This is a genomic window from Clostridium putrefaciens (genome assembly GCF_900461105.1).
Taxonomy (GTDB): domain Bacteria; phylum Bacillota; class Clostridia; order Clostridiales; family Clostridiaceae; genus Clostridium_L; species Clostridium_L putrefaciens.
Genome location: NZ_UFWZ01000001.1, coordinates 494,380 through 520,544, shown reverse-complemented (window position 1 = coordinate 520,544; position 26,165 = coordinate 494,380). Strand labels below are relative to the sequence as shown.

General features: G+C 30.3%; 22 protein-coding genes. 5 read left to right on the top strand and 17 right to left on the bottom strand.

Features of this window, described 5'->3' with window-relative positions; all coding sequences use genetic code 11:
• Nucleotides 1–266 precede the first annotated feature (266 nt).
• The 10 genes from DY168_RS02370 to DY168_RS02325 form a co-directional block, all read right to left on the bottom strand.
• Nucleotides 267–1,109 (bottom strand): YitT family protein, encoded by an 843-nt coding sequence (locus DY168_RS02370; RefSeq protein ID WP_115640304.1) that lies wholly within the window; start codon nucleotides 1,107–1,109, stop codon nucleotides 267–269.
• Nucleotides 1,110–1,484: 375 nt separating this feature from the next.
• Complete coding sequence (locus DY168_RS02365) at nucleotides 1,485–1,838, bottom strand: type II toxin-antitoxin system PemK/MazF family toxin (RefSeq protein WP_029452212.1); 354 nt, start codon at nucleotides 1,836–1,838, stop codon at nucleotides 1,485–1,487.
• The gene (locus DY168_RS02360) at nucleotides 1,795–2,085 is read right to left on the bottom strand and encodes a CopG family transcriptional regulator (RefSeq protein ID WP_115640303.1); all 291 of its coding nucleotides are present in this window, start codon (nucleotides 2,083–2,085) and stop codon (nucleotides 1,795–1,797) included. Before DY168_RS02360 ends, DY168_RS02365 begins: the two co-directional genes overlap by 44 nt.
• 312 nt (nucleotides 2,086–2,397) lie before the next feature.
• Nucleotides 2,398–3,009 carry a germination lipoprotein GerS-related protein gene (locus DY168_RS02355; protein ID WP_115640302.1) on the bottom strand — a complete coding sequence of 204 codons (612 nt, stop codon included), beginning with the start codon at nucleotides 3,007–3,009 and terminating at the stop codon, nucleotides 2,398–2,400.
• Between the two features lie 110 nt (nucleotides 3,010–3,119).
• A complete protein-coding gene (acpS, locus tag DY168_RS02350) occupies nucleotides 3,120–3,506 on the bottom strand; it encodes a holo-ACP synthase (protein ID WP_115640301.1) in 387 nt (128 codons plus the stop codon).
• A gap of 198 nt (nucleotides 3,507–3,704) precedes the next feature.
• Nucleotides 3,705–4,058: a DUF6514 family protein gene (locus DY168_RS02345; RefSeq protein ID WP_115640300.1), complete on the bottom strand. Its 354-nt coding sequence runs from the start codon at nucleotides 4,056–4,058 to the stop codon at nucleotides 3,705–3,707.
• Between the two features lie 297 nt (nucleotides 4,059–4,355).
• The gene (locus DY168_RS02340) at nucleotides 4,356–5,636 is read right to left on the bottom strand and encodes a hypothetical protein (RefSeq protein ID WP_115640299.1); all 1,281 of its coding nucleotides are present in this window, start codon (nucleotides 5,634–5,636) and stop codon (nucleotides 4,356–4,358) included.
• Between the two features lie 2 nt (nucleotides 5,637–5,638).
• Entirely contained in the window at nucleotides 5,639–6,760 is a 1,122-nt protein-coding gene (locus DY168_RS02335) for a DUF58 domain-containing protein (RefSeq protein WP_115640298.1), read from the bottom strand.
• 9 nt (nucleotides 6,761–6,769) lie between these two features.
• Nucleotides 6,770–7,720: an AAA family ATPase gene (locus DY168_RS02330; protein WP_115640297.1), complete on the bottom strand. Its 951-nt coding sequence runs from the start codon at nucleotides 7,718–7,720 to the stop codon at nucleotides 6,770–6,772.
• A 339-nt stretch (nucleotides 7,721–8,059) separates the two neighbouring features.
• Nucleotides 8,060–8,530: a COG2426 family protein gene (locus tag DY168_RS02325; protein WP_115640296.1), complete on the bottom strand. Its 471-nt coding sequence runs from the start codon at nucleotides 8,528–8,530 to the stop codon at nucleotides 8,060–8,062.
• Nucleotides 8,531–9,274: 744 nt separating this feature from the next.
• Here DY168_RS02325 and DY168_RS02320 point away from each other — a divergent pair.
• Nucleotides 9,275–11,932, top strand: a complete 2,658-nt coding sequence (locus tag DY168_RS02320) for an FAD-dependent oxidoreductase (protein ID WP_115640295.1) — start codon at nucleotides 9,275–9,277, stop codon at nucleotides 11,930–11,932.
• A 175-nt stretch (nucleotides 11,933–12,107) separates the two neighbouring features.
• On the opposite strand, the gene DY168_RS02315 is transcribed toward DY168_RS02320, so the two are convergent.
• Nucleotides 12,108–12,449 carry a single-stranded DNA-binding protein gene (locus DY168_RS02315; RefSeq protein WP_115640294.1) on the bottom strand — a complete coding sequence of 114 codons (342 nt, stop codon included), beginning with the start codon at nucleotides 12,447–12,449 and terminating at the stop codon, nucleotides 12,108–12,110.
• Nucleotides 12,450–12,755: 306 nt separating this feature from the next.
• Between DY168_RS02315 and brnQ the strand changes: the two genes are divergently transcribed.
• Nucleotides 12,756–14,066 carry a branched-chain amino acid transport system II carrier protein gene (gene brnQ / locus DY168_RS02310; RefSeq protein ID WP_115640293.1) on the top strand — a complete coding sequence of 437 codons (1,311 nt, stop codon included), beginning with the start codon at nucleotides 12,756–12,758 and terminating at the stop codon, nucleotides 14,064–14,066.
• Between the two features lie 313 nt (nucleotides 14,067–14,379).
• Here brnQ and DY168_RS02305 read toward each other — a convergent pair whose 3' ends face one another.
• The gene (locus DY168_RS02305) at nucleotides 14,380–14,706 is read right to left on the bottom strand and encodes a hypothetical protein (RefSeq protein WP_115640292.1); all 327 of its coding nucleotides are present in this window, start codon (nucleotides 14,704–14,706) and stop codon (nucleotides 14,380–14,382) included.
• Nucleotides 14,707–15,164: 458 nt separating this feature from the next.
• Nucleotides 15,165–16,172: a DUF3298 and DUF4163 domain-containing protein gene (locus DY168_RS02300; RefSeq protein ID WP_115640291.1), complete on the bottom strand. Its 1,008-nt coding sequence runs from the start codon at nucleotides 16,170–16,172 to the stop codon at nucleotides 15,165–15,167.
• A 285-nt stretch (nucleotides 16,173–16,457) separates the two neighbouring features.
• On the opposite strand from DY168_RS02300, the gene DY168_RS02295 reads away from it, so the two are divergent.
• The 3 genes from DY168_RS02295 (at nucleotide 16,458) to thiM (DY168_RS02285) (ending at nucleotide 20,593) form a co-directional block, all read left to right on the top strand.
• On the top strand, nucleotides 16,458–18,512 hold the full coding sequence (locus DY168_RS02295) for a C40 family peptidase (RefSeq protein WP_115640290.1): 2,055 nt from the start codon (nucleotides 16,458–16,460) through the stop codon (nucleotides 18,510–18,512).
• A 280-nt stretch (nucleotides 18,513–18,792) separates the two neighbouring features.
• A complete protein-coding gene (gene thiM / locus DY168_RS02290; protein ID WP_172556242.1) occupies nucleotides 18,793–19,620 on the top strand; it encodes a hydroxyethylthiazole kinase in 828 nt (275 codons plus the stop codon).
• A 145-nt stretch (nucleotides 19,621–19,765) separates the two neighbouring features.
• Nucleotides 19,766–20,593, top strand: coding sequence for a hydroxyethylthiazole kinase (thiM, locus tag DY168_RS02285; protein ID WP_115640288.1), 828 nt, complete (start codon nucleotides 19,766–19,768; stop codon nucleotides 20,591–20,593).
• A 114-nt stretch (nucleotides 20,594–20,707) separates the two neighbouring features.
• Here the strand turns inward: thiM (DY168_RS02285) and DY168_RS02280 are convergent, their stop codons facing one another.
• The 4 genes from DY168_RS02280 to murJ (DY168_RS02265) all read right to left on the bottom strand — a co-directional run bounded on the left by DY168_RS02280 (nucleotide 20,708) and on the right by murJ (DY168_RS02265) (nucleotide 26,134).
• Nucleotides 20,708–21,622, bottom strand: coding sequence for an LCP family protein (locus DY168_RS02280; protein ID WP_115640287.1), 915 nt, complete (start codon nucleotides 21,620–21,622; stop codon nucleotides 20,708–20,710).
• Nucleotides 21,623–21,664: 42 nt separating this feature from the next.
• Nucleotides 21,665–22,672, bottom strand: a complete 1,008-nt coding sequence (gene galE / locus DY168_RS02275; RefSeq protein ID WP_115640286.1) for a UDP-glucose 4-epimerase GalE — start codon at nucleotides 22,670–22,672, stop codon at nucleotides 21,665–21,667.
• A gap of 46 nt (nucleotides 22,673–22,718) precedes the next feature.
• Complete coding sequence (gene murJ, locus DY168_RS02270; RefSeq protein ID WP_115640285.1) at nucleotides 22,719–24,275, bottom strand: murein biosynthesis integral membrane protein MurJ; 1,557 nt, start codon at nucleotides 24,273–24,275, stop codon at nucleotides 22,719–22,721.
• Nucleotides 24,276–24,589: 314 nt separating this feature from the next.
• Complete coding sequence (gene murJ, locus DY168_RS02265; protein WP_115640284.1) at nucleotides 24,590–26,134, bottom strand: murein biosynthesis integral membrane protein MurJ; 1,545 nt, start codon at nucleotides 26,132–26,134, stop codon at nucleotides 24,590–24,592.
• Between the last annotated feature and the right edge of the window lie 31 nt (nucleotides 26,135–26,165).

Genomic DNA, 26,165 nt, shown 5'->3' with positions numbered 1-26,165 from the left:
TACTATTTTCTTAATTTGTATGGTATAGATATTATAACATACCATTACTTAAAGCAAAAAAAATTATATATTAAATTACTGTTAACAACCCTTATAAGCGCACCTCCCAATTAAATTACATTTGTTATTTTATATGCAAATAAAGAGTAGTAATTATGTCTATCTACTCTTCATTCCTACTTATTATTTTATATTACCATATTAATTCATATAAATCATCTGTTTTTTAATGGCTTTTAATTGTATAAAGACCACGGCCTCTATTTTTATATATCATTAAAACCTTGACCTAATACTTCATAAACTTCATTGACTGTTATAAATGCTTTTGGATCTATTTCCTTCATATAAACCTTAAGTTTTATGAATTCTTTTCTTCCCATTATACTGTATAGCATATAAACATGATTTTTACTATAAGCACCCTTACCATCAAAAGTGGTACAGCCTCTTTTTAAGTCTTCAATTATATACTTTGATATTATATCTCTTTTCTCACTTACTATTAAAACTTGTTTTGTTACATTAAATCCTTGTATCACCTTATCTATTATAGTTCCGTTTAAGAACACAAATACCAGTGCATACATACCCTTTTCCCATCCAAAAGTTAATCCTGAAGCAATTGTTACCATTAAATCCGCCACAAACATACCCTTTCCAAGGTCTAGGTGGAAATACTTATTAAATATCTTAGCTATTATATCTGTACCACCTGTAGATGCACTTTGACTAAATACTATGGCAAGCCCCGTTCCTGTTATAGCTGCACTTAATATTACAACTAAAATCAAATCATTAGTAATAGCTACTGGATGTAAAAATATCTTTATTAACCAAAGTGATGTAGATAGTGAAAATGCGGCATAAATAGTTTTAACACCGAATTCTTTACCTATAAATATGAATCCTACTATAAACAAAAAGAAATTGAATATATAGGAAAATAATTCTATAGATATATTCGGAAAGTAATGATGCGTAACCACGGAAAGTCCTGTAACACCTCCGCCAGCAATTTCATTTGGAATTGTAATATACTGGGCTGCAAAAGCCACCATAAATACTCCAATTGTTATTAGGGCATATTCTTTAAACGTCTTTTTCATTTCTATTTCCTCCTCATTATAACTTTTCTATAGTAACTACCCAATAAATTGGATTATAATCAAATCATCCACCCTAGCTAGTCCCCCTACTTCTAAAATAGAGGGACTAACTAGGATAAAATAAAATAACTTAGCCAAAGATATTATAAACTATAGATACATATAATTAAACAGTAAATTATATATATATGATATTGCAAATAATAAAGAAAAAAACACTTCTCCTAAGCAAAAACACAGAAGGATTTTTACTTGTTTGCTAATTGAAATCTTTATTTATTTATTTGGCAATTTAAAAGGGAGCCATAACGCGGCCCCCTTTTTATATCTTCAATTTTAAAATTTTATTTTAATTTTGATTTTAGCCTTAGTATGTCAATTTAGCCCCAAACTTGTTAATAAAGCTTTATCAACCTTCCCCATGTCTAGGTCAGTCATATGACCAATCTTTTCTTTTAATCTTTTTTTATCTAATGTCCTCACTTGCTCTAATAGAACTACGGAATCTTTATTTAATCCGTATTCTTCTGAGGATATCTCAACATGAGTTGGAAGTTTTGCTTTATTAATCTGAGAGGTTATGGCTCCAACGATGACAGTTGGACTATATTTATTACCAATGTCATTTTGTATAATTATAACTGGTCTGATCCCACCTTGTTCTGAACCAACAACGGGGCTCAGATCAGCATAATAAATATCGCCTCTTTTTACTACTATTGTTGTCATTCGACAAATCACTCTCCGAAAGCCATGTCTCATATTCTAAACACTCGTTATATTCGCATTCACAACCAAGTTCTGAGTATTCTAAGTTGATGGATGCCATTTCAAGATATCCACTTTCCATGTTTCCTTTTGTATTATTTTCATTGTCCCTATATAGTATTACGGATCTCATGATAAATTGACTGTTTTTTTTATCATCTTTGAGTATACCTGAGAGGGTAACCATTAATCTCTTACATCTTGACATACCTTATACTTACCTCCTATTTTACAAAGCGTAAATATGTACATTACAATTATAGTGCAAAGTTTGTCACTATGTCAAAGATTTTGTGCTATCTTTCATCAAATTATTACAAAAAGATTAATGGTAAGCTTTCTTCTTACATAAAACGTGTCTCTTATGGTCCCTTTATAGGAGTTAGAATAATTCGAGCCTGTAAGCTTTTATTATTTTTTAAGTATATCTTTTATATAAATTTAAACCCTTTATTATAATCTATGTATTCTTTAACTCTTCTAGTCTTTAAGTTTATTTTTTGTAAAAACTTATTTCGTATTACTGTTTAAAAAGTTCTTCATCTAAATCTATATTTATCTTCAAATCCTTGTATATTGCAGTTATCCTATCTTCACCCCCTTTATCAAATATAACTATCTTTTCTGGAAGATTTGTGGTGAGATTAATGTACATAAATGCAGTCTTTAGATTATAGTTAGCCCCCGTGATTACTAATTCTACAACCATATAGGTTTTACCTTCTAAATTTTTACAAAAATATTTTATATCTTCATTGGTATACAGTTGTCTTATATATTCACCTATAAAAGTAAACTTATAAACCTCATCAAAGTCTTTATCTAAGCTGTATTTTGCATTATTAGCTATATCTTGTACTAGTATTTCATCTTTTTTATATATATAAGCTCTTTTATCGCCTAGTTCAAGCCTATATCCTTGATCTTTTTGAAAATACTGCTTATAATTTTTAACTTGAGTTTTTTTGTTATTTTTAATAGTGTATTCCACGTTACTTTCATAACTCTCAATAGATTTAATGTAATCTATAACTTCATCCACATTTTTTGCTGGTTTCTTACAGGAAACATTTACAACTGGTAAACAAATAAGGCAAAGGAATAATATCATAAGCTTAATATCTTTTTTCAAAAGTACCTCCTAATATGCTGTATAACATTTCACTACTATTTGTATTCCTTTGTACTTTGAATTATTCTATTGTTATTTATAACCTGTCTTTTATGTATTATTATTTTACTCTAAATTTCCTCTATTAAAGCATAGGCTATGGCCATGCTATTATTATGAGATATAGAAATGTGGATAGTATAATCTTTATCATTTAAATTAAATTTATCTTTTAAAATCTTTTCAGCACTTTTTGTTAAAATTACATAGGGTCTTCCTAAAGTGTCTCTAAGAACCTCTACATCTTTAAAATTGAAACCTCTAAATCCTGTTCCTATGGCTTTACTTACAGCCTCTTTAGCTGCAAACCCGCCAGCCATACTCTCATATGTTTTTTTGTTATAATACTCTAATTCTTTTTTTGTAAATATCCTAAGGGAAAATTTCGAGTTTCTTAAATCCGCCTTTTTTATCCTATCTATTTCTATTATGTCTGTACCAATGCCTTTTATCCCCATGTTACTTCCTCTTTTAAGTTATTATTGTTTGAAATTTATTTTTAACTTATATTCCTGTACATCTCTTTAAATGCACTTAAAATTAACCTATTATTGTTTAATACACTTGATATATTATAACATAAGAAAACGTAGTATTCACCCTTAGTAATACTAAAGATAACCCTACGTTTTTGTACTTTATATATTATGAATTATTTAAATAGTAGCTACATCACAAAATCCAATTTTAAAGTCTTCAACATAACTATCTACGTATTCACCAATAACATCTATAAAGTGGTACGGAGATACTCTTCCATCATACAAGACTTTCAAAAGATTATGTATCTTATACCTTTGCGGACTTATACTTTCTAATCCGTCCCTTTCAATATTTGTTATAACCCCATCTAACACATCTTGCTTTTCAATTTCAATTCCGTATGATTGAACCTCAATTTTCTCACCTTCAATTGAGAATGTAATATTTCCTTTAGTCATCCTATAAGAGTATATATGCACTCCGTTTTCAGCAAGCTCGCTTCTACATAAATTTTCAACAATGACCATTTTTGATTACCCCCCAATACTAAATTTACTTGTCTTTTATGTTAGCATTATATTATTGAAAACTTTGTCATAGCTTGTCCTAAGTATTCAGAATATTTAATCTATGTTTTGACACGTTCTCTCTTATAAATGGCTATATGGTTTCATTAACGAAAGATAGCCTAGGAAACCCTTGGTTTCCTAGGCGACTTTTGTAACATTATAGATTTATTTGTCGACAAGTTTTTTGATTTAAATTTCATATAGTCTTTGAGCATTTTTTTCTTATTCAACCTTATATTATTGGATATTTTTATCTTATTTTGTCTTATCATCTTGCTTTACATTTTTTATCTTATCTTTTATATCTCTATAATATTCTTTGTATTTCATAAATTCATCTTCACTTATTTCATGGCTAGAAAACTTTGCTTCGTTATACATTTGAGTTATATATTTTATCTTTTTCTTTTCTTCAATATGGATCCTTGTTACCTTATAAAGTTGTCTTGGTGTCATATAATACTTAAACCAACCCTTTTTAAAGGTTACCTTTTCAAATTCTTTGTAGATATTTAATATCTTTTGATTTAAAGTTTTAGCTCCTAGAATATCCTTTAGCTTATCTTTAACTGTCTTTTTCTTTAAAGGCTTTTCTACAGATATCTTTTCTCTTATCTCAACTACGCCCTCTTCTTTTATAACCTTTCCATATCTATATCTTTTTATAACAAAATATATTAAACAAATAATGGATATAATTATAATAATCTTTATTATATTTTCTACAATAACATAAGACATCTGTTGGTCATTTACTATGTCCTTTAATTCCTCTAGTCCATCTTTTTTATCTGATATTTGCACATTAGGATTTCCTGCATTTACTTTTAAAAGATTTTGGACATAGTTTATTATGGCATTTAAAGGAACACTTATGATATAAACAAATCCAACTAAAATCTTTTCTGCAATAAAGGCTATAACCTTAAATATGGCAAAGATTATAGTCCTACAAATATTATATACAAAGTTAGAAGATATTATTATTACGGCTATAAGTATGCTAAAGTTAACTATGTCATCTTCCTTTTTTCTCTTTATATCATATTCAAACTTTCTACCCTCTCTTAAAGTTATTATAGCTATTACTAAAAATGCAATATAATATCTTAATAAGCTGTCTCCAAATGATTTATCTACTTTTACATATAACACCAAAGATCCTATTAACATAAAAAGACTGTTTTTAAGGTTTTTTAGTATATATTTATAAGAAGAAATACTTTCCGCATCATACCTTGGGAGTGCACATGCTGTAATCAACCCTAAAACTGAATAAGGTATAAAATCTATCCTTCCATGAAGTATAAAAAAACCTACAAAGCTTATAAAAAGAGGAAACAATATTACTACGTATCTATTTACATTTCTATATTCTAAAATTTGCATTATAATCATAATAAAAAAAGCAATTAAAAAGTCTAAATATCCTGGAGTCATTTGACCAAAACCATTGAAAATCATAGAATATATTATAAATATAGCTATTATCTTAGATGTATAAAATAATACTCTTATATTTTTCTGTAAGCTCATAATTACCCCTTCCCTCCATAATATATTTTCTCTATATGATTTAATTCTGGAAGAGATCCTTTTTCTGAAATATCTATGACCTTCATAATAATTCCGTATCGCTTAAGCTTAATCATTTCACTTATAATTTCATCATCCATATAAGGTGTTAATATTATATAAATTGAGTTTGCATTAAAATAATTTCCCTTTTCTCTTAAAAACTCACTAAAATCCAGCTTAGGAATCTTGTCTATCCTAGCACAAAACTCTAATATATCTTTAAAGTTATTAATTCCAGGCAATAATTCATTACTAAAATCCCCAGATGAACTTATCATATTTGCATTTGTCATAATTCCAGTTGGAATACCTTGTTCTATAGTAAAATTAGAAAGGGATGCCATTATCTTAACAGCCTTTTCTATAGCTTCTCCATCAATAGCGCTCCAATAAGGCTTGGCACACTGAACATTTGAAATAAAAACTACCTGTCTTTCCGATGTATATTCATATTCCTTTACTACAAGCTTATTCATCCTAAGGCTAGAATTCCAGTGAATATCCTTCATCCTATCCCCTCTTACATACTCCCTAAGACCTCTTACGTAAACCGGGTCTGAAAATATCCACCTTCTAACTACAGAATCACCCTGAATGCTTTTATTTTCAAATTCTATTTGACTTGCCTCCACAACTTCGGGATATACTATTACCTCTAAAAGATCTTCTTGTTCCTCTTCTATATTAAAAACTCCAAACAAATCTCCTAAAGACAAGGTTAAATATTTAAGGTAATAAACGCCCCTTTTATCTATACTAGAATTATAATATCTCTTTACCCTCTCATGCCCTAAGATACTGTAGCTACTTGTATAATAAGTCACATTTGAATTTTTAAAATCTGGCGATGACTGAACTCTTTCAAATCCCTCTGGATACTGCTCCTTTATATTCAAAAATGCTATAGGCCATCTTCTTTTATTTTCAATCTTTGTGATTACATTAAACTGCTCCCCTGGAAAGATACGGACCTTATCTAAACTCCTCGTTACCTCTATATCTTTAAATCCCATGCTCATTGTGTATCTTGAGAAGACATAAAAAGCTATTACAGCTAAGATAAATATAGCGTAACTCTTCATAATATCACCTTAAATTTCTTCTAAAGGTGTATTAATATTATTTAATATATCTTCAATGGCTTCATGAGACTTATCTCCTAAAGTTCGTCCTCCAGCTTTTAATATAATTCTATGACTTAAGACATCTGGAGCAATAGACTTAACATCTTCTGTTATAACATAGTCCCTACCTTGTATTGCTGCATAAGCTTGGCAGCCTTTCATAAGTGCTATTGTAGCCCTTGGAGATGCACCGAGTTCAATATCTTTATGTCTACGAGTCTCATTTACTACATCTAATATATATCTTTTTATCTCCTCTTTAACTTCAACATACACAAAGTCTTTTTGAAGATATTGTATTTCCTCTAAAGTTATAACCGGCTTTAATTCTTCTAATGGATCCTTTTCTTTATACCTATCTAATATAGCAATTTCCTCACTATAAGATGGATATCCCATAGATAGTTTCATGAAAAATCTATCTAATTGAGCTTCTGGCAGTGGGAATGTTCCAAATTGTTCTATAGGATTTTCTGTAGCAATAACGAAAAATGGTTTGTCCAGTTTTAATGTATTTCCTTCTACAGTTATTTGCCTTTCTTCCATACACTCAAGTAAAGCAGATTGCGTTCTTGGCGTTGCCCTATTAATTTCATCTGCTAATACAAATTGACTTAATAAAGGTCCTTTTTTAAATTCAAATTCCATGGTCTTTTGATTGTAATAATATATACCTGTAAGGTCTGAAGGCAAAAGGTCTGGAGTAAATTGAATTCTTTTAAAAGAGCAGTTTAACGTTTGAGATAAAGCTCTTGCAAGTTTAGTTTTCCCAAGTCCTGGAACGTCTTCTAAAAGAACATGTCCAGAGCATATAAACGCAACTATTATTCTATCTATTTTTCTCTTTTTACCTACTATAACCTTCCCCACATTTTCTAAAACCTTTTCTCTAAATTCAACAAACTTATTAACTTCCATATCCAATAACTCATTATCTAACAGGTCATTTCACTAAAATATAGACCAATTAAATAACTCCTCCTTCCATATATGTATTTCAAACTATTATAGGAATATTATAGCATAGTGTTATTTGATTCTTCTATACAAATATTCAAATAAATCTAAATTATAGATACAATCTGTAAATTCCATCTTTATTAAAGTTTATATATAAATTCACAAAAAAAAGATAACCTTTTTATATTAAAAGTTACCTTGTTTTTACGCATTAATCTATAAAAGTGATAAATCAAAGCTTACATGCTACACTAAGTTAGGAAAGTCCTAACTCAAAACTTAGAATCCACACTAATTTTACGAAAATAGCGAAGCAAAACTTCCTACGCTAATAGTAATTAATGTTATTATAATAGCTGATATTAATCCACCTATAGCAGCGCAAAGCATTGATTTTTTGAAATCTAAGCCAAGTACTGCAGCTACAGCGCTACCAGTCCAAAGTCCTGTAGTTGGTAGAGGGATTCCTATAAATATTATAAGGCCTATTTCTTTATACTTCTCAATCTTCCCTGTACCCTTTTGTATCTTATTTTCTATTATTTTATTTAAGGGATTAAAAAACTTGTATTTTTTCATCCACTTAAATACAACATTAAAAAGTAGCAATATAAAAGGCACTGGCACTAAGCTTCCAAGAAAACTAACTATCAAAGTAGAAACTGGATCTAATCCATATTGAGCAATGCCTATAGGTATTGCTGCTCTTTGCTCTGTAAGAGGTATAGCAGAGAAAATAAAGACCTTAAGTAATTGTGAAAAATTCATATTCAAACTCCTTGTGATTATATTTTATGTAATGTAATCTACTGTATTTAGCATATATCTTATAATATATGTTCTGATGCAATGACTCCACTATAAATATTAAGACAATGCATAAATTTTCTCTTATATATATATGTAATATGTTCTGTAAATACTGCGTCTACCTATTATGAATTCTATGCAATGAATCTATTATAAAGATTATTATCTAAATCATCAAGATATTATTTGTTAAAATATCATTAAATATTATTTAAATCCCTTAAAACATAATCAAATGTGGTATATTAAGACATTATCATAAATGAATCATATACAATATCTTAAAAATATTTACCCCTATTGACCAAATCTGTATTTTGCTTTATAATAGTATGTAGTAGCTAATAACTACTATTGCTTATTTTGTTTTGTTAAAACTTTAATTATACATACATTTACAATTTAAGCGCAATTACAATTTAAGTACAATTACAATTACAATTACAATTACAATTATGATTTAAAAACATTTACAATTATGATTTAAACACATTTACAATTCCCTACAATCTATTATAAGTTATTAAAATACCTTAGTTTAAAATCTTACAATATTGTTTAAACTAACAATATGATGTTTACGGTAGCTAAACTCCTAATTTAAGGCACAAGCTCCCAATGACTCGTATATTAAGCAATGTTTTCGATTAGATGATATAATTAATACATACTTTTATAGCATTATTGAAAGGAATGATGAATATGAGATCTTTAGAAATTAAAAAAGATATTTATTGGGTTGGAGCATTAGATCCATCACTTAGAGTTTTCGACATAATAATGTACACACCCTATGGAACAACATATAATTCATATGTAATACGTGGAAATGAAAAGGTTGCCTTACTTGAGACTGTAAAGCTTGAGTTTTTTGATCAATACTTAGACAGATTAAAGTCCCTAGACATAGACATTCATAAAATAGACTACATAATAGTAGATCATACTGAACCAGATCATGCAGGTTCCGTTGCAAAAATTCTTGAACTTTCTCCCAATGCCAAAATAGTAGGTTCTGCGGCAGCCATAAAGTTCATGAAAAAAATAGCTAACGTACCTTTTGAATCCATAGTGGTAGAGGATGGGTCAACATTATCTCTTGGAAATAAAACACTACAATTTGTATCTGCACCATTTTTACATTGGCCAGATACAATCTACACCTTCGTACCTGAAGATAAAATATTATTCACTTGTGACTCCTTTGGAACACATTATTGCAGTGAAAATGTTTTTAATGATTTAATTGAAAACCAAGAACATTATATGGAATCATTAAAATATTACTTCGACTGTATAATGGGACCATTTAAGCCTTATGTGCTTAAAGCTATAGACAAAATAGAAAAATTAGATATCGATACAATTTGTACAGGTCACGGCCCTATCTTAAGAGAAAATCCTAATAAAATAGTTGAACTTTATAAAGAGTGGAGCACACCAAAGCCTAAGGCTGAAGTACCAAAGGTAACTATATCTTATGTATCCGCTTATGGTTATACTAAATCCATGGGTGATAAAATAGCAGAGGGTATAAAATCTAAGGGTAATTTTGAGATAAAGTCTTATGATGTAATCCAAAGTAACATGGATGACATTATAAAGGATATAACTAGCTCGGAGGGTGTACTTTTTGGCTCACCTACTATTAATAGTGAACTTCTTGAGCCTATACGTGATGTACTAACAAAGCTAAATCCCCTAGTTCATGGTGGAAAAGTTGCAGCTGCTTTTGGATCTTATGGTTGGAGTGGAGAAGCTGTACCTAACATAGAAAGAAGACTTAAGGAATTAAGAATGAATATTCTTACCCCAGGACTTAAGGTAAACTTTAAACCTTCAGAAGATGAACTTACAAAAGCATTTAATTTTGGTGAAGCTTTTGCAGAAAAGTTATTAGAAAAAGGAAAGGTTTCCACTACTCCTGCTGTAAAAAAGAAAACAAGACTTTGGAAATGTGTTATTTGTGGAGAAATATTTGAAGGTGACTTCCCTCCTGAGATATGTCCTGTATGTGGGGCTTCTAAGGATCAATTTGTAGAAGTAATTTCTTCAACTCCTAAATTCAAAAAGGAAACTAGAGAAAGGTTTGTTATAATCGGAAATGGAGCTTCTGGATTTTATGCTGCAAAGGCTATACGAGAAAGAAATCCAAAATGTTCTATAGAGATAGTATCTAAAGAAAAGTCTATGTCTTACTTTAGACCTCAACTTTCAGATTATATAACAACTACTATTGATGATAAAAGCTTTTATATCGCAAAAAGCAATTGGTATGAAGATAATAATATAAAACAAACTCTTGGAGTATATGTAAACGAAATAATACCTGATAGTAAGAAAATACTTTTAAATAATGGCACGACTTTAGAATATGATAAGTTAATACTAGCAAATGGTAGTTATAACTTTATACCGCCTATAAAAGTTGCTTGCGATGAATTTAAAAGTAAAATTGGAAATTTAGTTCTAACTTTTGAAAATTACAAAGAAGTAGATGGCCTCTTTACACTAAAAGAATTAGATGATGCTATAAACGTTAAATCTTATATAGAAAAATCTGAAAAAGCTGTAATAATCGGTGGGGGACTTCTAGGTCTTGAAGCTGCTTGGAATCTAAAACAAAAGGGCTTAGATGTAACTGTTGTAGAATTTAGCACAAGACTCCTTCCAAGGCAATTAGATAACGAAGGTGCTGATATCTTTAAGAAAATAGCAGATAAATCTGGAATTAACCTGTTATTAGGTGACTCAGTTGAAGAAATAATTGCAGATATGTGCATGATCCCAACTTCAAATCATGACTTTGTTAAAAAGCCTAAAATTGTAGGCTTAAGATTAAAAAGTGGGATAATCTTAGAAACTGATATGATTTTATTTTCTGTAGGAATAAGACCTAAAAAGCACCTAGCAGAGAAGGCAGGATTAGCATCTGATAAGGGTGTTAGAGTTAATGATAAGATGGAAACAAATATAAAGGATATCTATGCTGCTGGAGATATTGCAGAATTAAAAGGCACCATATTTGGCAACTGGCCTGCAGCAATTGAAATGGGTAAAGTTGCTGGTGCTAATGCCGCTGGAGATGATGTAGCATTTAATAGCTTTGTATCTTCTGTTATATTTAATGCTTTAAATGCTAAAATATTCTCTGCTGGATCAATAAATCTTGATGATAGTTCATTAGAACAGCTAGCTTTTAAAGATTTAGATAAAGGAATCTATAAAAAGTTATTCTTTAGAGAAAACATATTAGTTGGTGGTGTTCTAATTGGAAACTTATCAAAATCCGCTAAAATCATAGATGGTATAAAAAATGGTTATGACTTAGAAGAAGTAATTAAAAATAATCTTCTTTAGATATTTTAAAAAGATAGTCCCTGTAATTTCAGGGCTATCTTTTTTTATTTTACTTTATTCTTTTATTCTTCTACTTTTTTATTCTTTTATTCTTTTACCTTTTTATTCTTTTATCACTTTACTAGTTCCAATTTCTTTTTTTATATTTAAAATTAAAAGATAGAATTTATTATATTTACTGTGCCACTTCATCTTTCTTCCTATTGTCTACGAAATGGAAATCTTCTGCTACAACTTCATAGGTATATCTTTTATTTCCTTCTTTATCTTCATAACTTCCTGTATTAAGTCTTCCACTGATACTTACAAAACTACCTTTTTGAAGGTACTTCATTATAATTTCTGCTCTTTTTCCCCATACAGAAACAGGAACAAAATCCGCCTTATTTTCTCCATCTGAATTTTTATAATTTCTATTAACAGCTAAAATAAACTTTGCAACCTTCCTCTCTCCTGCTTGTAAAACTTTAATTTCAGGATCCTTTACGAGCCTTCCAACTAATAAAATCTTATTCATATTTACCTCCATATTTCACCTTTATTTTTGTAAACATTTTCTTCTATTTATACATAAGATTATTGCCATATTAACAATTCCTATACAAGTATTTGATGATATTTATATAAATTATCAGTTCTTTTTATTAGTTTTTTTTGAATTTTTATTGAATTTTATTAATATAGATGATACCATAGATTTAACTTTATTTTTAAAGTTATGTGAATCTTCTTAAAGTAGAATAATTTTAAGTAAAGTGGATTATTAACTAAAGCCTAATATCCACTAATACATAATATAAATTTTATGAATTGAGGTGCTCTAATGAAAAAATCCACAAAAGATATAATAATAATAGGTTTTGCACTATTTGCAATGTTTTTTGGTGCAGGCAACCTTATATTCCCACCCTATCTTGGAAACATATTTGGAACAAGCTACGTCTTCTCCGCTATAGGTTTTATACTTACAGGAGTAGGACTACCACTTCTAGGAATTATTGCTTGTACTAAGGTTAATGGTGATTTTGAAAATATAGGACTACCTGTAGGACCAATTTTCACTAAGATATTTTCTATATCCTTATTTTTAACCATTGGACCTTTGCTTGCAATACCAAGAACCGCAGCTACAACTTATGAGCTTGCTATATCTCCTGTATTTCCAGGTGTGCCAGCTCTTGCATTTGTAATATTTTACTTTGTTTTAAATTTAGTATTTGTACTAAATCCATCGCAAATTATGGACCTTATAGGTAAATATCTAACTCCTATACTGCTAATAACCCTGTCTATATTGATAGTCAAAGGTATACTGTTTCCTACATCTCCTATTATAAATACAGGTAAAACTCTCCCTATTGCTTCAGGGCTTAAAGAAGGTTATCAAACTATGGACGCTTTAGCTGCATTGGTCTTTTCTTCTATAGTATTCAAATCTATTTTAGCTAAAGGCTACTGTGAAGACAAAGTCATGGGTATGACATTAAAATCTGGAGCCATAGCAATAATAGGACTAGCAGTTGTTTACTCAGGTTTAATGCATCTTGGTGCACAAACTAGCAGTGTATTTGATTCTGATGTATCAAAAACCTTTCTGCTCCTAGAAATATCACAGCGTAATCTAGGCTCTATAGGAAGTATATTAATAGGTATCACAATTGGAGTTGCATGTTTCACAACTTCTGTCGGTCTAATTTCTTCCGGTTCATCCTTTTTTGAAGGTTTAACCAATGGAAGATTATCTTATAAGTTTAATGCTATATTCATGAGCATCATAGGAGTAGTAATAGGCTCCTCTGGAGTAGAACAAATAGTAAAATTTGCAGGTCCTATACTTAATATACTTTATCCTATAGCTATAACTTTAATACTACTTACACTTATTAAAGATACGATTAAAAATAACAATGTATTTAAAATAACTGTATACACTTCACTTTTATTTAGTATATTAAGCACCCTTTCTAATGTGAAATATATAAACAGCTACAACATTAAAACTATTAACCTATTAACTAAACTTCCCCTATATGATAGTGGATTTGTATGGGTAGTACCCACTATAGTGATGTTTATAACATCATTTATACTTTTAAATAACAAGACTTCAAAGTCCACTATATTCGCAGATTAGACCTATACGAAGAAATGGATACACCTCTTAGGCGTATCCATTTTTTTGTATTTGTGATTTAAACACGTAATAAATAAAGCCTAGATACCACCCTTTGGCTTTAAGCTTTATCTTCCTAGTTATTTATTCTCTTGTATCTCTTATATTTCTTGTGGTTATTGTATTTGTTTATATGTTTATGTATTTATTAATCATAACTAATATTCTACTATTAGAATCATTCCTCTATATTAATATATCGAATCGCTACTGTTAAAGTTTCCATTATAAGAATGGTACTCATAAATAAATTCATTCTTAACATGCAAACTAATTAATTGCTTTGAAACTCTTCAAAACCATTTAGCTCTTTCATAGATTTAGGCCCTTCTGGGTTAAACTTATAAAATAAGTCTTCAAATTCCGCTGAGCTTATTGGGTAGCACACCTGCCTTTTTATTAATACTCCCTTTTCTTCCTTTATAACATGGTAGGATGCATCACTAGCTTCTTTTAAATGCTTAGAAGCATCATTCTTAATAATTATGTATTTTTCTCCGCTATATCCTCTTGCCTTAAAATATGTACCACAATCCTTTTTCACTATAAATCTTATAAGTGTAAGATCTCTTAAATCTTTTATGTCTGTATTAATCTCCAAATTTCTCCCTCTTTCTCAAAGCTATCATCTTTAAAGTAATATTCTATGTATATATTAACATTAGTTTTAGCATAATTAAAGACTTAATTCAATTTATTACTTTTAATTTGTTCTTTACTGATTTTACTCATATATTACTATACTCATTGTTTAATTAACTTAATTTGAAATAACACCCATGTAATTATACTATTAATCTTCCTTATTACTCTAATTTCGACATTTTATTCTCTTAAAATAAACACAAGTCTATAATATCTGAATTTGCCCCAGGACAAGCCAAATTAAAAAGATCTATTAATCTCTATTTATATTGTTTCCTATAGAGTATTATTTAATCAAAATATAGTATTATACCTTTGTAATTTGAATTACGTGTCACTATAAGCCATAAAATGTGAAAGCACCTCAGAGTCTATGCCACAAATTAGCTACAACTCTGAGGTGCTTTCACATTTTTATAGAGACAGTGTAAACTCTGGTATTCCTGTGGAGTATGGGGCTATTTCATAAAGCGGGAAGTATATCACTACTCCTTCTTTAGTAATGTAAAAACTTGTGTCATCATTTATACCTTGGAACTTATCTTCAAAGTAAATTTCAGGGTGTTTGGACATAGACTCTTTAATTGACTCATCAATCTTCTCTTTATAATTAAAGCCTTCTTTAAATAAGGATGAAAGATTTATTTTATCTCCTGTATCTATATAATAGTTAAAATTAATTTTGTATGTCATGCCATGAGCACCCCCGGTGTACTCATAATATTCAATTAATATACTTAATATATTGTCACTATTGTATGTTACCTTATAATCACTTTTCGCTACTTGTACATTAAACTTATTACCACTATTATCACATTTTTCTTTATACTTTGCTGCTCCCTTTTCTATGTTATTTTTAAATGCCATAGTATAATCTTCAATTTCTTTATTAATCTTAAGAGCTATATCTTCTTTTATTATAGGTGCCTCAATTTGTGACTTATCTTTTGGCTCTCCTTTCCATTGGATCTTAGGAAATTTAATATTTACTTCTACCTTATCATTAGAGTAATTTAATTCTTTAGATTCTATCTGTACACCTTTACCTTTAGATTCTTCATTTAAAGGAGTATTTTCGCAGCCCTCAATACAAGTTTTATAAACATTACACTGGCTTTTAGCCTCGCTCTTATCCATTTTCCATGATTCTTTCTCTGATTTGTTCCATGTTTCTTTCCATAGTTTTTTCTCTGATTTTTCTTTTAAGTTTTCTTTTGATTCTTCCTCTAAATTACTTTCATTACTATTATCCTCTGCGGGGGTGTCCTTTTTTGATTTAATCTTATCCTTCTCAGCATCCACATCCTTTTCTATACTTTTCTCCACTCCACCTTCATTATGAATTGAATTATTATAAGCTAATACTAATAGTCCAATAATTAAAATGCTTAAGGCTATAATCTTAGATTTCTTCCCCATAAAATCGCCTCCTTTTGAGTCTTATTTTACCCATTAGTTCTTTCATTTTAAATTCTGTTTGTTTAACTTAGTTTTATCTCCTTAAATTAGTTTTCCCACTTTAATTTCTATTTATCCGTCTTTCTTTGAAGCTCTTAAATCACAACTTTCCCTTCTGCAATTGGAACTATTTTCATTTATCCATTAAAACTTTTAACATTATGATGTATAATTAAATTAAACTATAAAGTATCTATTTATTACTAAATATCTTAATAATTTAAATAATCGGAGGTTAAATTAAATATGAATAAAAAGAAAATATCAATGTTTATTATTTCTGCTAGCATTGTTAGTAGTATTAATTTTACAGACAACCCTGTTTACGCTATTGAAGATCAGAATAACACATCAAATGTTAAAAGTTCTGTTGAAATTAAGGCCTCTAAAGGTGAAGTTATTAATGTAAGTACTAATTTAAACATTAGAGAATCGGCTGGAACTAATTCCTCCACATTAGGCCACTTAGTAAAAGGTCAACAATTTAACATAAAAGGTAAAACTGGACATTGGTATAACATAGATTTTGATGGCATTATAGGTTATGTACACAAGGACTTTGTAAAAGAACTTTATGACGATACCTCTACAACATCAGTTAAAAAGTCCAATATAGGAAGTTCTTTTAAGGGTGAAGTTATTAATGTAAGTACTAATTTAAGAATAAGATCATCTTCTAGTACATCTTCTCCTATTGTTGGTTATTTAAGAAGTGGTGATAGATTTAACATAAAAGAAAAGTCTGGACAATGGTACCTTATAGAAGTTAATGGTAAGACTGGCTATATCCATAAAGATTATGTAAAAGAAATTAATAATGATGTTCCTTCAAAACCACCTACAGATGTTGCTAAAAACACGACCTCTTCTAAAGGTGAAGTTATCAATGTAAATACTAATCTAAATATTAGAGAGTCTGCTGGAATGAATTATTCCGTAGTTGGTCAACTAATAAATAGACAACAATTTAACATAAAAGGTAAAGTTGGCGATTGGTATAGCGTGGATGTCGGTGGAAAGTCTGGTTATATCCATAAGGATTATGTAAAAGAACTTAATTCTAATCCCCCTACAAAACCAGTAGAAAATCCAACTAAAACTCCTAATGACACAGCATATTCAAGTGGTGTCGTTGTTAACGTAAATTCTAATTTAAGAATAAGATCCTCTGCTAGTACTTCAGGTTCCGTTATTGGTTCCTTAAATAACGGACAAAAGTTTAACATAAAGGATAAGATTAGCCACTGGTATCTCATAGAATCTAATGGCAAGGTTGGATATGTCCATAAGGATTATGTAAAAGAACTTGGAGATAATACAACAAATCCACCTATAGAGGTTCCAAGTGGAGACAAGCCATCTAAAGGTTCAGTTATTAATGTAATAACTAATTTAAGGATGAGGAAAGAGCCTAATACTAATTCCTCTGTAATTTCTTACTTAATATCAGATCAAAGATTTAATATAAATGGCAAATCTGGGGATTGGTACTTTATTGAATGTGATAATAAGGTTGGTTATATCCACAAAGATTATACTAATGTCTTAGGAAGTGAAGTTCCTGATATTAATCCGCCAACACCTCCTACTCCATCAATACCTGATGAAGTATTAAAAGATATTGGCGTTGGTATCATCCATAATGTTAGTACTAATTTAAGACTTAGAAGTAAACCAAGTACTTCAGATGATAGTCAAGTTATAGCTTATATATTACCCGGAAAAACTTGCAATATTATAGGAACTTCAGGACAATGGTATAAGATTATCTATGATGGTAAGACTGGATACGTTGGTAAAGACTACGTTAAAATGGCGTATGATTCAAACTCAAAAGATCCTGTGGATTATGAAAATATATATAATATTGTCATTAGTGCAATGGCATCACAGCTTGGCAGCCCTTATATATGGGGAGGTTCTGGAGAGTTTTTAACAACAGATACACTAAATTCACTTATACTACGTTTCCCAAATCAGGCTAAAAGGGGTATGTACAACATACCAATTAAATATATAAATTCTGGATATAGATCATTTGACTGTTCAAGCCTTATGCAATGGGGATTTAGACAAGCTGGTGTAAATATTGGAAGAACTACCTGGGACCAAATAAATAATGGAGTAGAAGTATCTAAAGCCAACGTGAAACCTGGTGATCTACTATTTTTCAGCGACCTTAACCATGTAGGTATGTACATAGGCGATGGAAAATGGATAGAGTCACCAAACTCAAGAAATTTTCTTAGAATCGTGGACGTACCTTGGTACAAAGTAAGTAGAATAAGACGAGTAATTTAATTTATAATAATACTCTATATACCATATCTATAGTATAATTACATTGTAAAATGGTTAATAACAGCGTCAGCAAAGGCTTTGTATTTACTTAAATTATTTAATTTCACTTAGCCATATTTATAAGTGTCAGTGCCAATCTCTTAGAGGTTGGCACCTTTTTACTTTTAATCAATAACCCTTCTTTAATAATCTCCTTATTGACAAACCCCTTGATATTCATTATCATTATCAATAGTGATGTGAAAAATATTATATGCATCAAATAAAGGAGAATTTTTATATGAACTATATAGATAAATCAATAGACCTAATTAGACTTACAATGGAGAAGAACCCGCTTGTAGATTTTGCTGTAAACTATGTTACTGCAAATGATGCTACTAGTGTAACATCCTACATAGGAGGAAGTCCTGTAATGACAGATGATTCTATAGATGCTGCGGATGTTGTAGAATACGGCAACGTAGACGCATTAATATTTAATATAGGAACTATAACAGAAAAGCAGTATCATTCTATGATGGAAGCTGGTAAAAAAGCTACCGAAAGAGGCATTCCTATAGTAATAGATCCTGTAGCAACTAGCATTACACCTTTTAGAACTATGATTATCCAAAGAATGCTGGATGAGCTTAATGTTTCCGTAATAAAGGGAAACCTTGGTGAAATTAAAGCCTGCCTTGGTCTTAAGACAAATTCTAAAGGTGTAGATTCTAATGAAAATCCTGAAGGCGCTGAGGAATTCTGTATAAAGCTTGCAAAAGAAAGAAACCTAGTAGTAGCAATGACTGGGCCAAAAGACATAATCACTGATGGTGAAAGAATAATTGTTATTGAAAATGGTACAGACAGGCTTCCAAAAGTTATTGGTACTGGTTGCATTCTAGGTGCTATGGTTGCTACCTATTGTGGAGTTACTGATGATTACGTATTAGCAGCATCCACAGCTATAATGCTTATGGGCGTGGCTGGCGAGCTTGCAAGTGAAATTACAAAAGAAGATGAAGGACATTATAAGTTTAAAGTTAATTTAATAGACACATTGTCTACTATAGTGGAAAATGAAGATAAAATAAAATCTAAGGCTAATATGCAAATTGTTAAATAGATCTAATATAAACCATTAACAAATTCTAGAACAAATAAATGCCATAATATAACTTATAAATAAAATCCTAAAACAAATCTATTTAAATAATTAGCTTAGGTAATAATGAAAATAAATTTACCTAAGCTATAATTGAGGTGATATTTTGGAACTCATAAAGAGTTTAAAAAGCTTATTAAACAAAAAATATACAGGGGATAAGCCTCTAATAACATTTATGACAAACTATGTTACAGCACTAGACCTTGTAGACTGCTGCGTTTATGCTGGTGGTTCACCTGTGCTTACAGATGACATTGTAGAGTCACATAACATAATTCCTCACGCAGGAGTAAATGCTGTGATGCTTAATTTTGGTACTATAACTCGTGAGTATCTAGATATTATGGTTAACATAGGTAGGTCAGCTAATAAATTTAATGTTCCTGTTATGCTAGACCCAGCTGCAATATCAGCAAGCCCCTTTAGAGGTGAAGCTATAAAAAGAGTGTTAGATGAGGTACAAATTTCTATATTAAAAGGAAATTTAGGTGAAATCAAAACTATTCTAGGATACGAAGCCAAAGCTAAAGGAATAGACTCCTTTGAAGATGAATCAGACGGTGAAGAGTGTTGCGTAAAACTTGCAAAGGATAGAAACATGATAGTATCAATGACAGGGAAAGAAGACATAATAACCGACGGTAAAACCCTAGTGAAGATTAAAAACGGTACACCAAGACTTCAAAGGGTAGTTGGTACAGGATCTAGCACAGGGGCATTAATAACAACCTTTAGTGGCCATACTGATGACTATTTCTTAAGTACCGTTCTTGGAATCCTAATCATGGGAATCTCAGGAGAAATGGCTGAAAAAAGATTAAAAGAATTGGACGGCAATAGAACCTTCAAACTTTACCTACACGATGCCCTATCAAACATTACACCAGAAGAACTAGAAGAGTATGCAAATATTTCTATAAAAGAACTATAAACAAGAAATGACAAAACTAAATAAAGGAAGCACCTAAGATATCCCCTTTTAATGGGTTAACATCTTAGGTGCTAACAATTAACTCTAACAGCTTCCACATACTTATATAATTATCTACTCACCGTAAATAAAATCATGAATTCCTTGAACATTTTTCTCCTTATTCCACTTAAGATAAAATAAATTGTTTATATATTCATCCTTATGAGTTCCATCTAGAGGAATTCTAAGCTCTTCCATTCTACTATTCTTAAAACCTGATGACTTTGAAGCCATACCTACAAGTTCTGTAGTACTAATACTAGTTTCAACATATTCACTAAGACTAGATATTAACTTACGATACTGAGTTACCGGAACAGAGTTTAACTTTCTAAGAATCTCTTGCATGACCTTTCTTTGCCTATCTGTTCTTCCATAATCATTGTTACCTACTTTTCTAATCCTAGAATAAATCACAGCTTGGGCTCCATTAAGAGTTTGTTTACCACCCTTTTTAAGCCCGTTTATAATGGGTAGCTCTTCAGATGTTATATCCATTTCAATTCCACCTAAACCATCTATGATATTATCAAGTCCATTAAAATCAACCTTTACATAATCCCTTATATCTAAATCATAATTTTCGTTTATTGTCTTTACAGAAAGTTCTGGCCCACCGTAATGATAAGCATAATTCAACTTATTTACCTTATCATCACCAAAGAATATGTAACTATCCCTCATAATAGATGTTAACTTTAAACTACTCTTATCCTTATTAATAGAAAGAACCATAATTGAATCAGAAGCATCTTCCTCATTATCTACACCAAGCAAAAGTATATTAGTTATATTTCTCTCATCTTCTTTAGTAACCATCTCTTCATTTATTCCAAGCTCACTATCTGGAAGCTTAATATCTTTATACTGCATCTTATTAGTATTCTTATAAAGAATAAAGATCACAATAAAAAGCATAGCAAATGTACCCAATATTATCTTAGTCTTTTTAGATTTATTATTAAATGTTCTTTTAGATTTTCCCATAACCTTCACACCCTACCCTTAAATTTTATGTCCTATGGGGTTTTAATAACCTGCTTTGTTATTTGATTGCCATCTCCAGGAGTCCTTGCACATATCTTTAAGTGTCTTTTCTGTCTTCCATCCTAGCTCTTTAAGTGCTTTTGTAGGATCTGAAAAGCAGGTAGCAATATCTCCTGGTCTATTTTTTGTTATAACGTAGGGTACTTTAACGCCTGTAGCTTCTTCAAAGTTCTTTACTAGGTCTAAAACACTATATCCTATGCCTGTACCAAGATTATAAGCATCTATACCTTTAGTTCCCATAATCTTTTCTACTGCCTTTAAATGTCCCTTTGCAAGATCTACTACATGGATATAATCCCTTACCCCTGTGCCATCATGAGTATCGTAGTCATCGCCAAAAATGCTTAACTTGTCTCTTTTACCCACAGCCACTTGAGTAATATATGGCATTATATTATTAGGTGTTCCCTTTGGATCCTCTCCAATTCTGCCACTTTCATGTGCACCTATAGGATTGAAATATCTAAGAAGAGCAATGCTCCAGTCCTTATCAGACACATATATATCTTGAAATATTTGTTCAATCATAAGCTTAGTGCTTCCATAAGGATTAGTTGTGCTAAGAGGTAAATCCTCAGTTAATGGTGAAACATTATTCATACCATATACCGTTGCCGAGGAACTAAACACTATTTTCTTTACATCATGTTTTGCCATAACTTCAGCAAGAATGAGGCTCCCTGTAATATTGTTATAATAATAGCTTATAGGCATTGCTACAGATTCACCCACAGACTTAAGCCCTGCAAAATGTATAACAGCCTCAATACTATTCTCTAAGAACACCTTATTTAAAGAATCCCTATCTAAAATATCAATCTCATAAAATTTAAACTTCTTTCCTGTCAATTCCTCAATACGATTTAAAACCTCAGGCTTACTATTAGAAAAGTTATCAGCTATTACAATGTCATAACCTGCTTTTAATAACTCCACAGAGGTATGACTTCCAATATATCCTGCCCCTCCAGTAATTAGTATAGACATATAACCACCACCCTATCTTTATTTAAAAATTATTTATACTATACCCTTAAGATGCAATAACTGCATTACCTTCTTCCTTAACACTTAGCCTTTTTTTAAGCATTCTTAGCGCATCGAAGAATTCCTTTACCCTTAAAAATATAAGCATAATAATGTATATTATAACACTAATTATTATAGTAATAAACAATGAAGATATCTCCCCAAGTTTTAATGATAAAAGCTTATAAGATAAACTACAAACTCCACCCATAACAAGGGATGAAATAGTTATCTTAATAGTACTTGAAAGTATCCTCTTACCGTTAAAACTTCCTATCTTCCTCCTTAAGCTAAACATTAATAACATAGCACAAGCAAAGGCTGATACAGAAGTTGAAAGAGCTAGTCCACCTATACCCATAAACCTAACCAAAATCAAATTTAATACTATATTTATAATCATTCCAATTGCACCATTGATCATAGGGATTTTCGTATCCTTCAGAGAATAAAAGGCTCTATTTAGTATATCCCTCATACCATAAAATATAACTCCTAGAGAATAAAAAGTAAGAGAAATAGACGTCATCTGTACAGAGCTTTCATCAAAAGCCCCCCTTTGAAATATAAACTTCACCAAAGGAGTACTCAATACAATAATCCCAACAGTTGCTGGTATCATTATTAAATTGATATTATTAATAGACTTACTTATGTACATCTTAAACCTTTTCAAATTATCTTCATTAGCCTCATTTGCAAATCTAGGGTACATTACAGTAACTATAGCAATTCCAAAAATAGAATACATAAGTGCATTTATCTTTTGTGAAAAATTAAGCGCAGAAATACTCCCGTGAGGAAGACCTGACCCTATAGTTTTATCCACCAAAGAATTAATTTGGTTTACACTAGCCCCTATAAGTATAGGAATTATAAGCCCAAGCATACTTTTTATCCTTTGATCTTTAAAATCAATAAAAGGCTCATATTTATAATTATGCTTAATAAGCCACGGAATTTGTATAAGAACCTGCAAAACATACCCTATTCCAGTAGCAACCATAAGTCCATCAACAGAAGGGCTACCGATTAATATATATATTATTATAGGAATATTAATCATAAACCCTATTAAAGCTGGTGCTATAAAGTCATCTAAAGTCTGAAGTACAGCTATATAACCACTATTCATAGACATAAATAATATATTAATAGAACTTAGTCTCGTAAGTTTAACCGTTAATTCATAAATTTCACCAGTGAATTTCGGAGCTATAATTCTCACAATTTGTGGTGCGAAAAACCAAGAAATAAAACATAATACAAGAGATAATCCTAAAAGTATATTCATTATATTATTAGCAAAGTTAAACATCTCTTCCTTACCCTTAGAATTAAAAGTCTCATTTAATATAGGTATAAATGTAGTAGTTATAGCAAGTCCAAATATACCAAACATAATACTCGGTATGGTAATCGCCATATTATAAGCATCAGTTTGATAAGTAGTACCAAAGGTTCCTGCTATTAGAGTATCCCTAAAAAATCCTAAAAGCTTACTTAAAACCGTAATAATTATCACTATACTAGCTGATTTAGCTACCTTATTTTTATTCATAACTCCTCCAAATAATAATAAATTTAGTCTATCAACATACCACTTTTATAATACATAAATAAACTTATATCCTACCTATAATTATACACAAATTTATTATAATATCTATAATAATACACTTATTCACATTATCTTCAGACTACTATACCTTCCAAATACAATCATAATACTTTAAACTTAATATAATCATAAGACTATATATAAACACTATATATAAACACTAATATATAAATACTAATATATAAATAAAGAAATAAAAAATAACCCCGTACATAGCAAATCCTATGCACAAGGTTATTTAATACAACATTATTTTAAATGGTAATTTTCTTTCTTCCCTTTAGCTTTTTCTGAGTTAACTTTAGTGCATCGAAGAACTCATTAACCTTTAAAAGAGTGATCATTATAACATATACTATAGCACTAATTATTATAGTACCAAATAACGAAGATACCTCTCCAAGTCTTGAAATTAAGAACCCATAAGATAACTTCGCCATGCCCCCCATAACAAGGGATGAAATAATTATCTTAATAGAACTTGAAAGTATTATCTTTCCATTAAAGTTACCTAGCTTCTTCCTTAAGCTATACATTAAAAGCATAGCACAAACAAAGGCTGATATAGAAGTAGAAAGAGCCAGTCCACCTATTCCCATAAACTGTACCAAAATTAAATTTAATACTATGTTAATAACCACACCTATAACACCATTAATCATAGGCGTTCTAGTGTCTTGGAGTGAATAAAATGCTCTGTTTAATATATCCCTCATACCGTAAAATATAACACCTAAGGAGTAAAACGTAAGAGCAATAGACGTCATCTCTATAGAACTTTGATTAAACTGTCCTCTTCCAAATACGAACTTAACCACAGGAGAGCTTAAGACTATAATACCAACCGTTGCTGGTATCATTATTAAATTAATATTATTTATAGACTTACTTATGTACATCTTAAACTTTTTCATATTGCCTTCATTAGCTTCGCTTGCAAAGGTAGGATACATAACAGTAACTATAGCAGCACCAAAAATAGAATACACAAGTGCATTTACCTTACTTGCAAAGTTTAAAGCTGTTATACTACCCTCCGGAAGCCCAGACCCTATAGTCTTATCTATCATAGCATTGATTTGATTCACACTAGCCCCTATAACTATTGGAAGTATGAGAGTTAACATCTTCTTTATTCTTTTATCCTTAAAATCAATAAAGAACTTATACCTATATTTATGTTTAATTAGCCACGGAAGTTGAACTAAAACTTGCATAGAACCACCTATTACAGTAGCTACCATAAGGCCTTCAATAGAAACATTACCGACTAATATGTACGCTATTATAGGTAAATTAAGCATAAACCCAACTAGTGCTGGTGCTGTAAAGTCTTCTAATGTCTGAAGTATAGCCACATACCCACTATTTATAGACATAAACAATATATTCATAACACTAATTCGAGTAAGAGCTACAGTTAAATCGTAAGTTTTCCCATCGAATTTTGGAGCTATTATCTTCACTAATGTAGGCGCAAAAATCCACCCAAAAGCACATAATAAAATAGACATACCAAAAAGTATATTCATTATATTATTAGCAAAGTCAAACATCTCTTTCTTACCCTTATTCCTATAAGTTTCAATTAATATAGGTATAAAAGTGGTGGTTATAGCAAGTCCGAATATACCAAACATAAAATTAGGTACTGTAATTGCCATATTATAAGCATCAGTTTGGAAGGTAGTACCAAAGGCCTTCGCTATAAGTGTATCCCTAAAAAACCCTACAAGCTTACTTAAAATTGTTATTGTGATTACTATACTAGCAGATTTAACTACTTTATTTTTACCCATAAATCCTCCAATTCACTATATATTGTGCAAC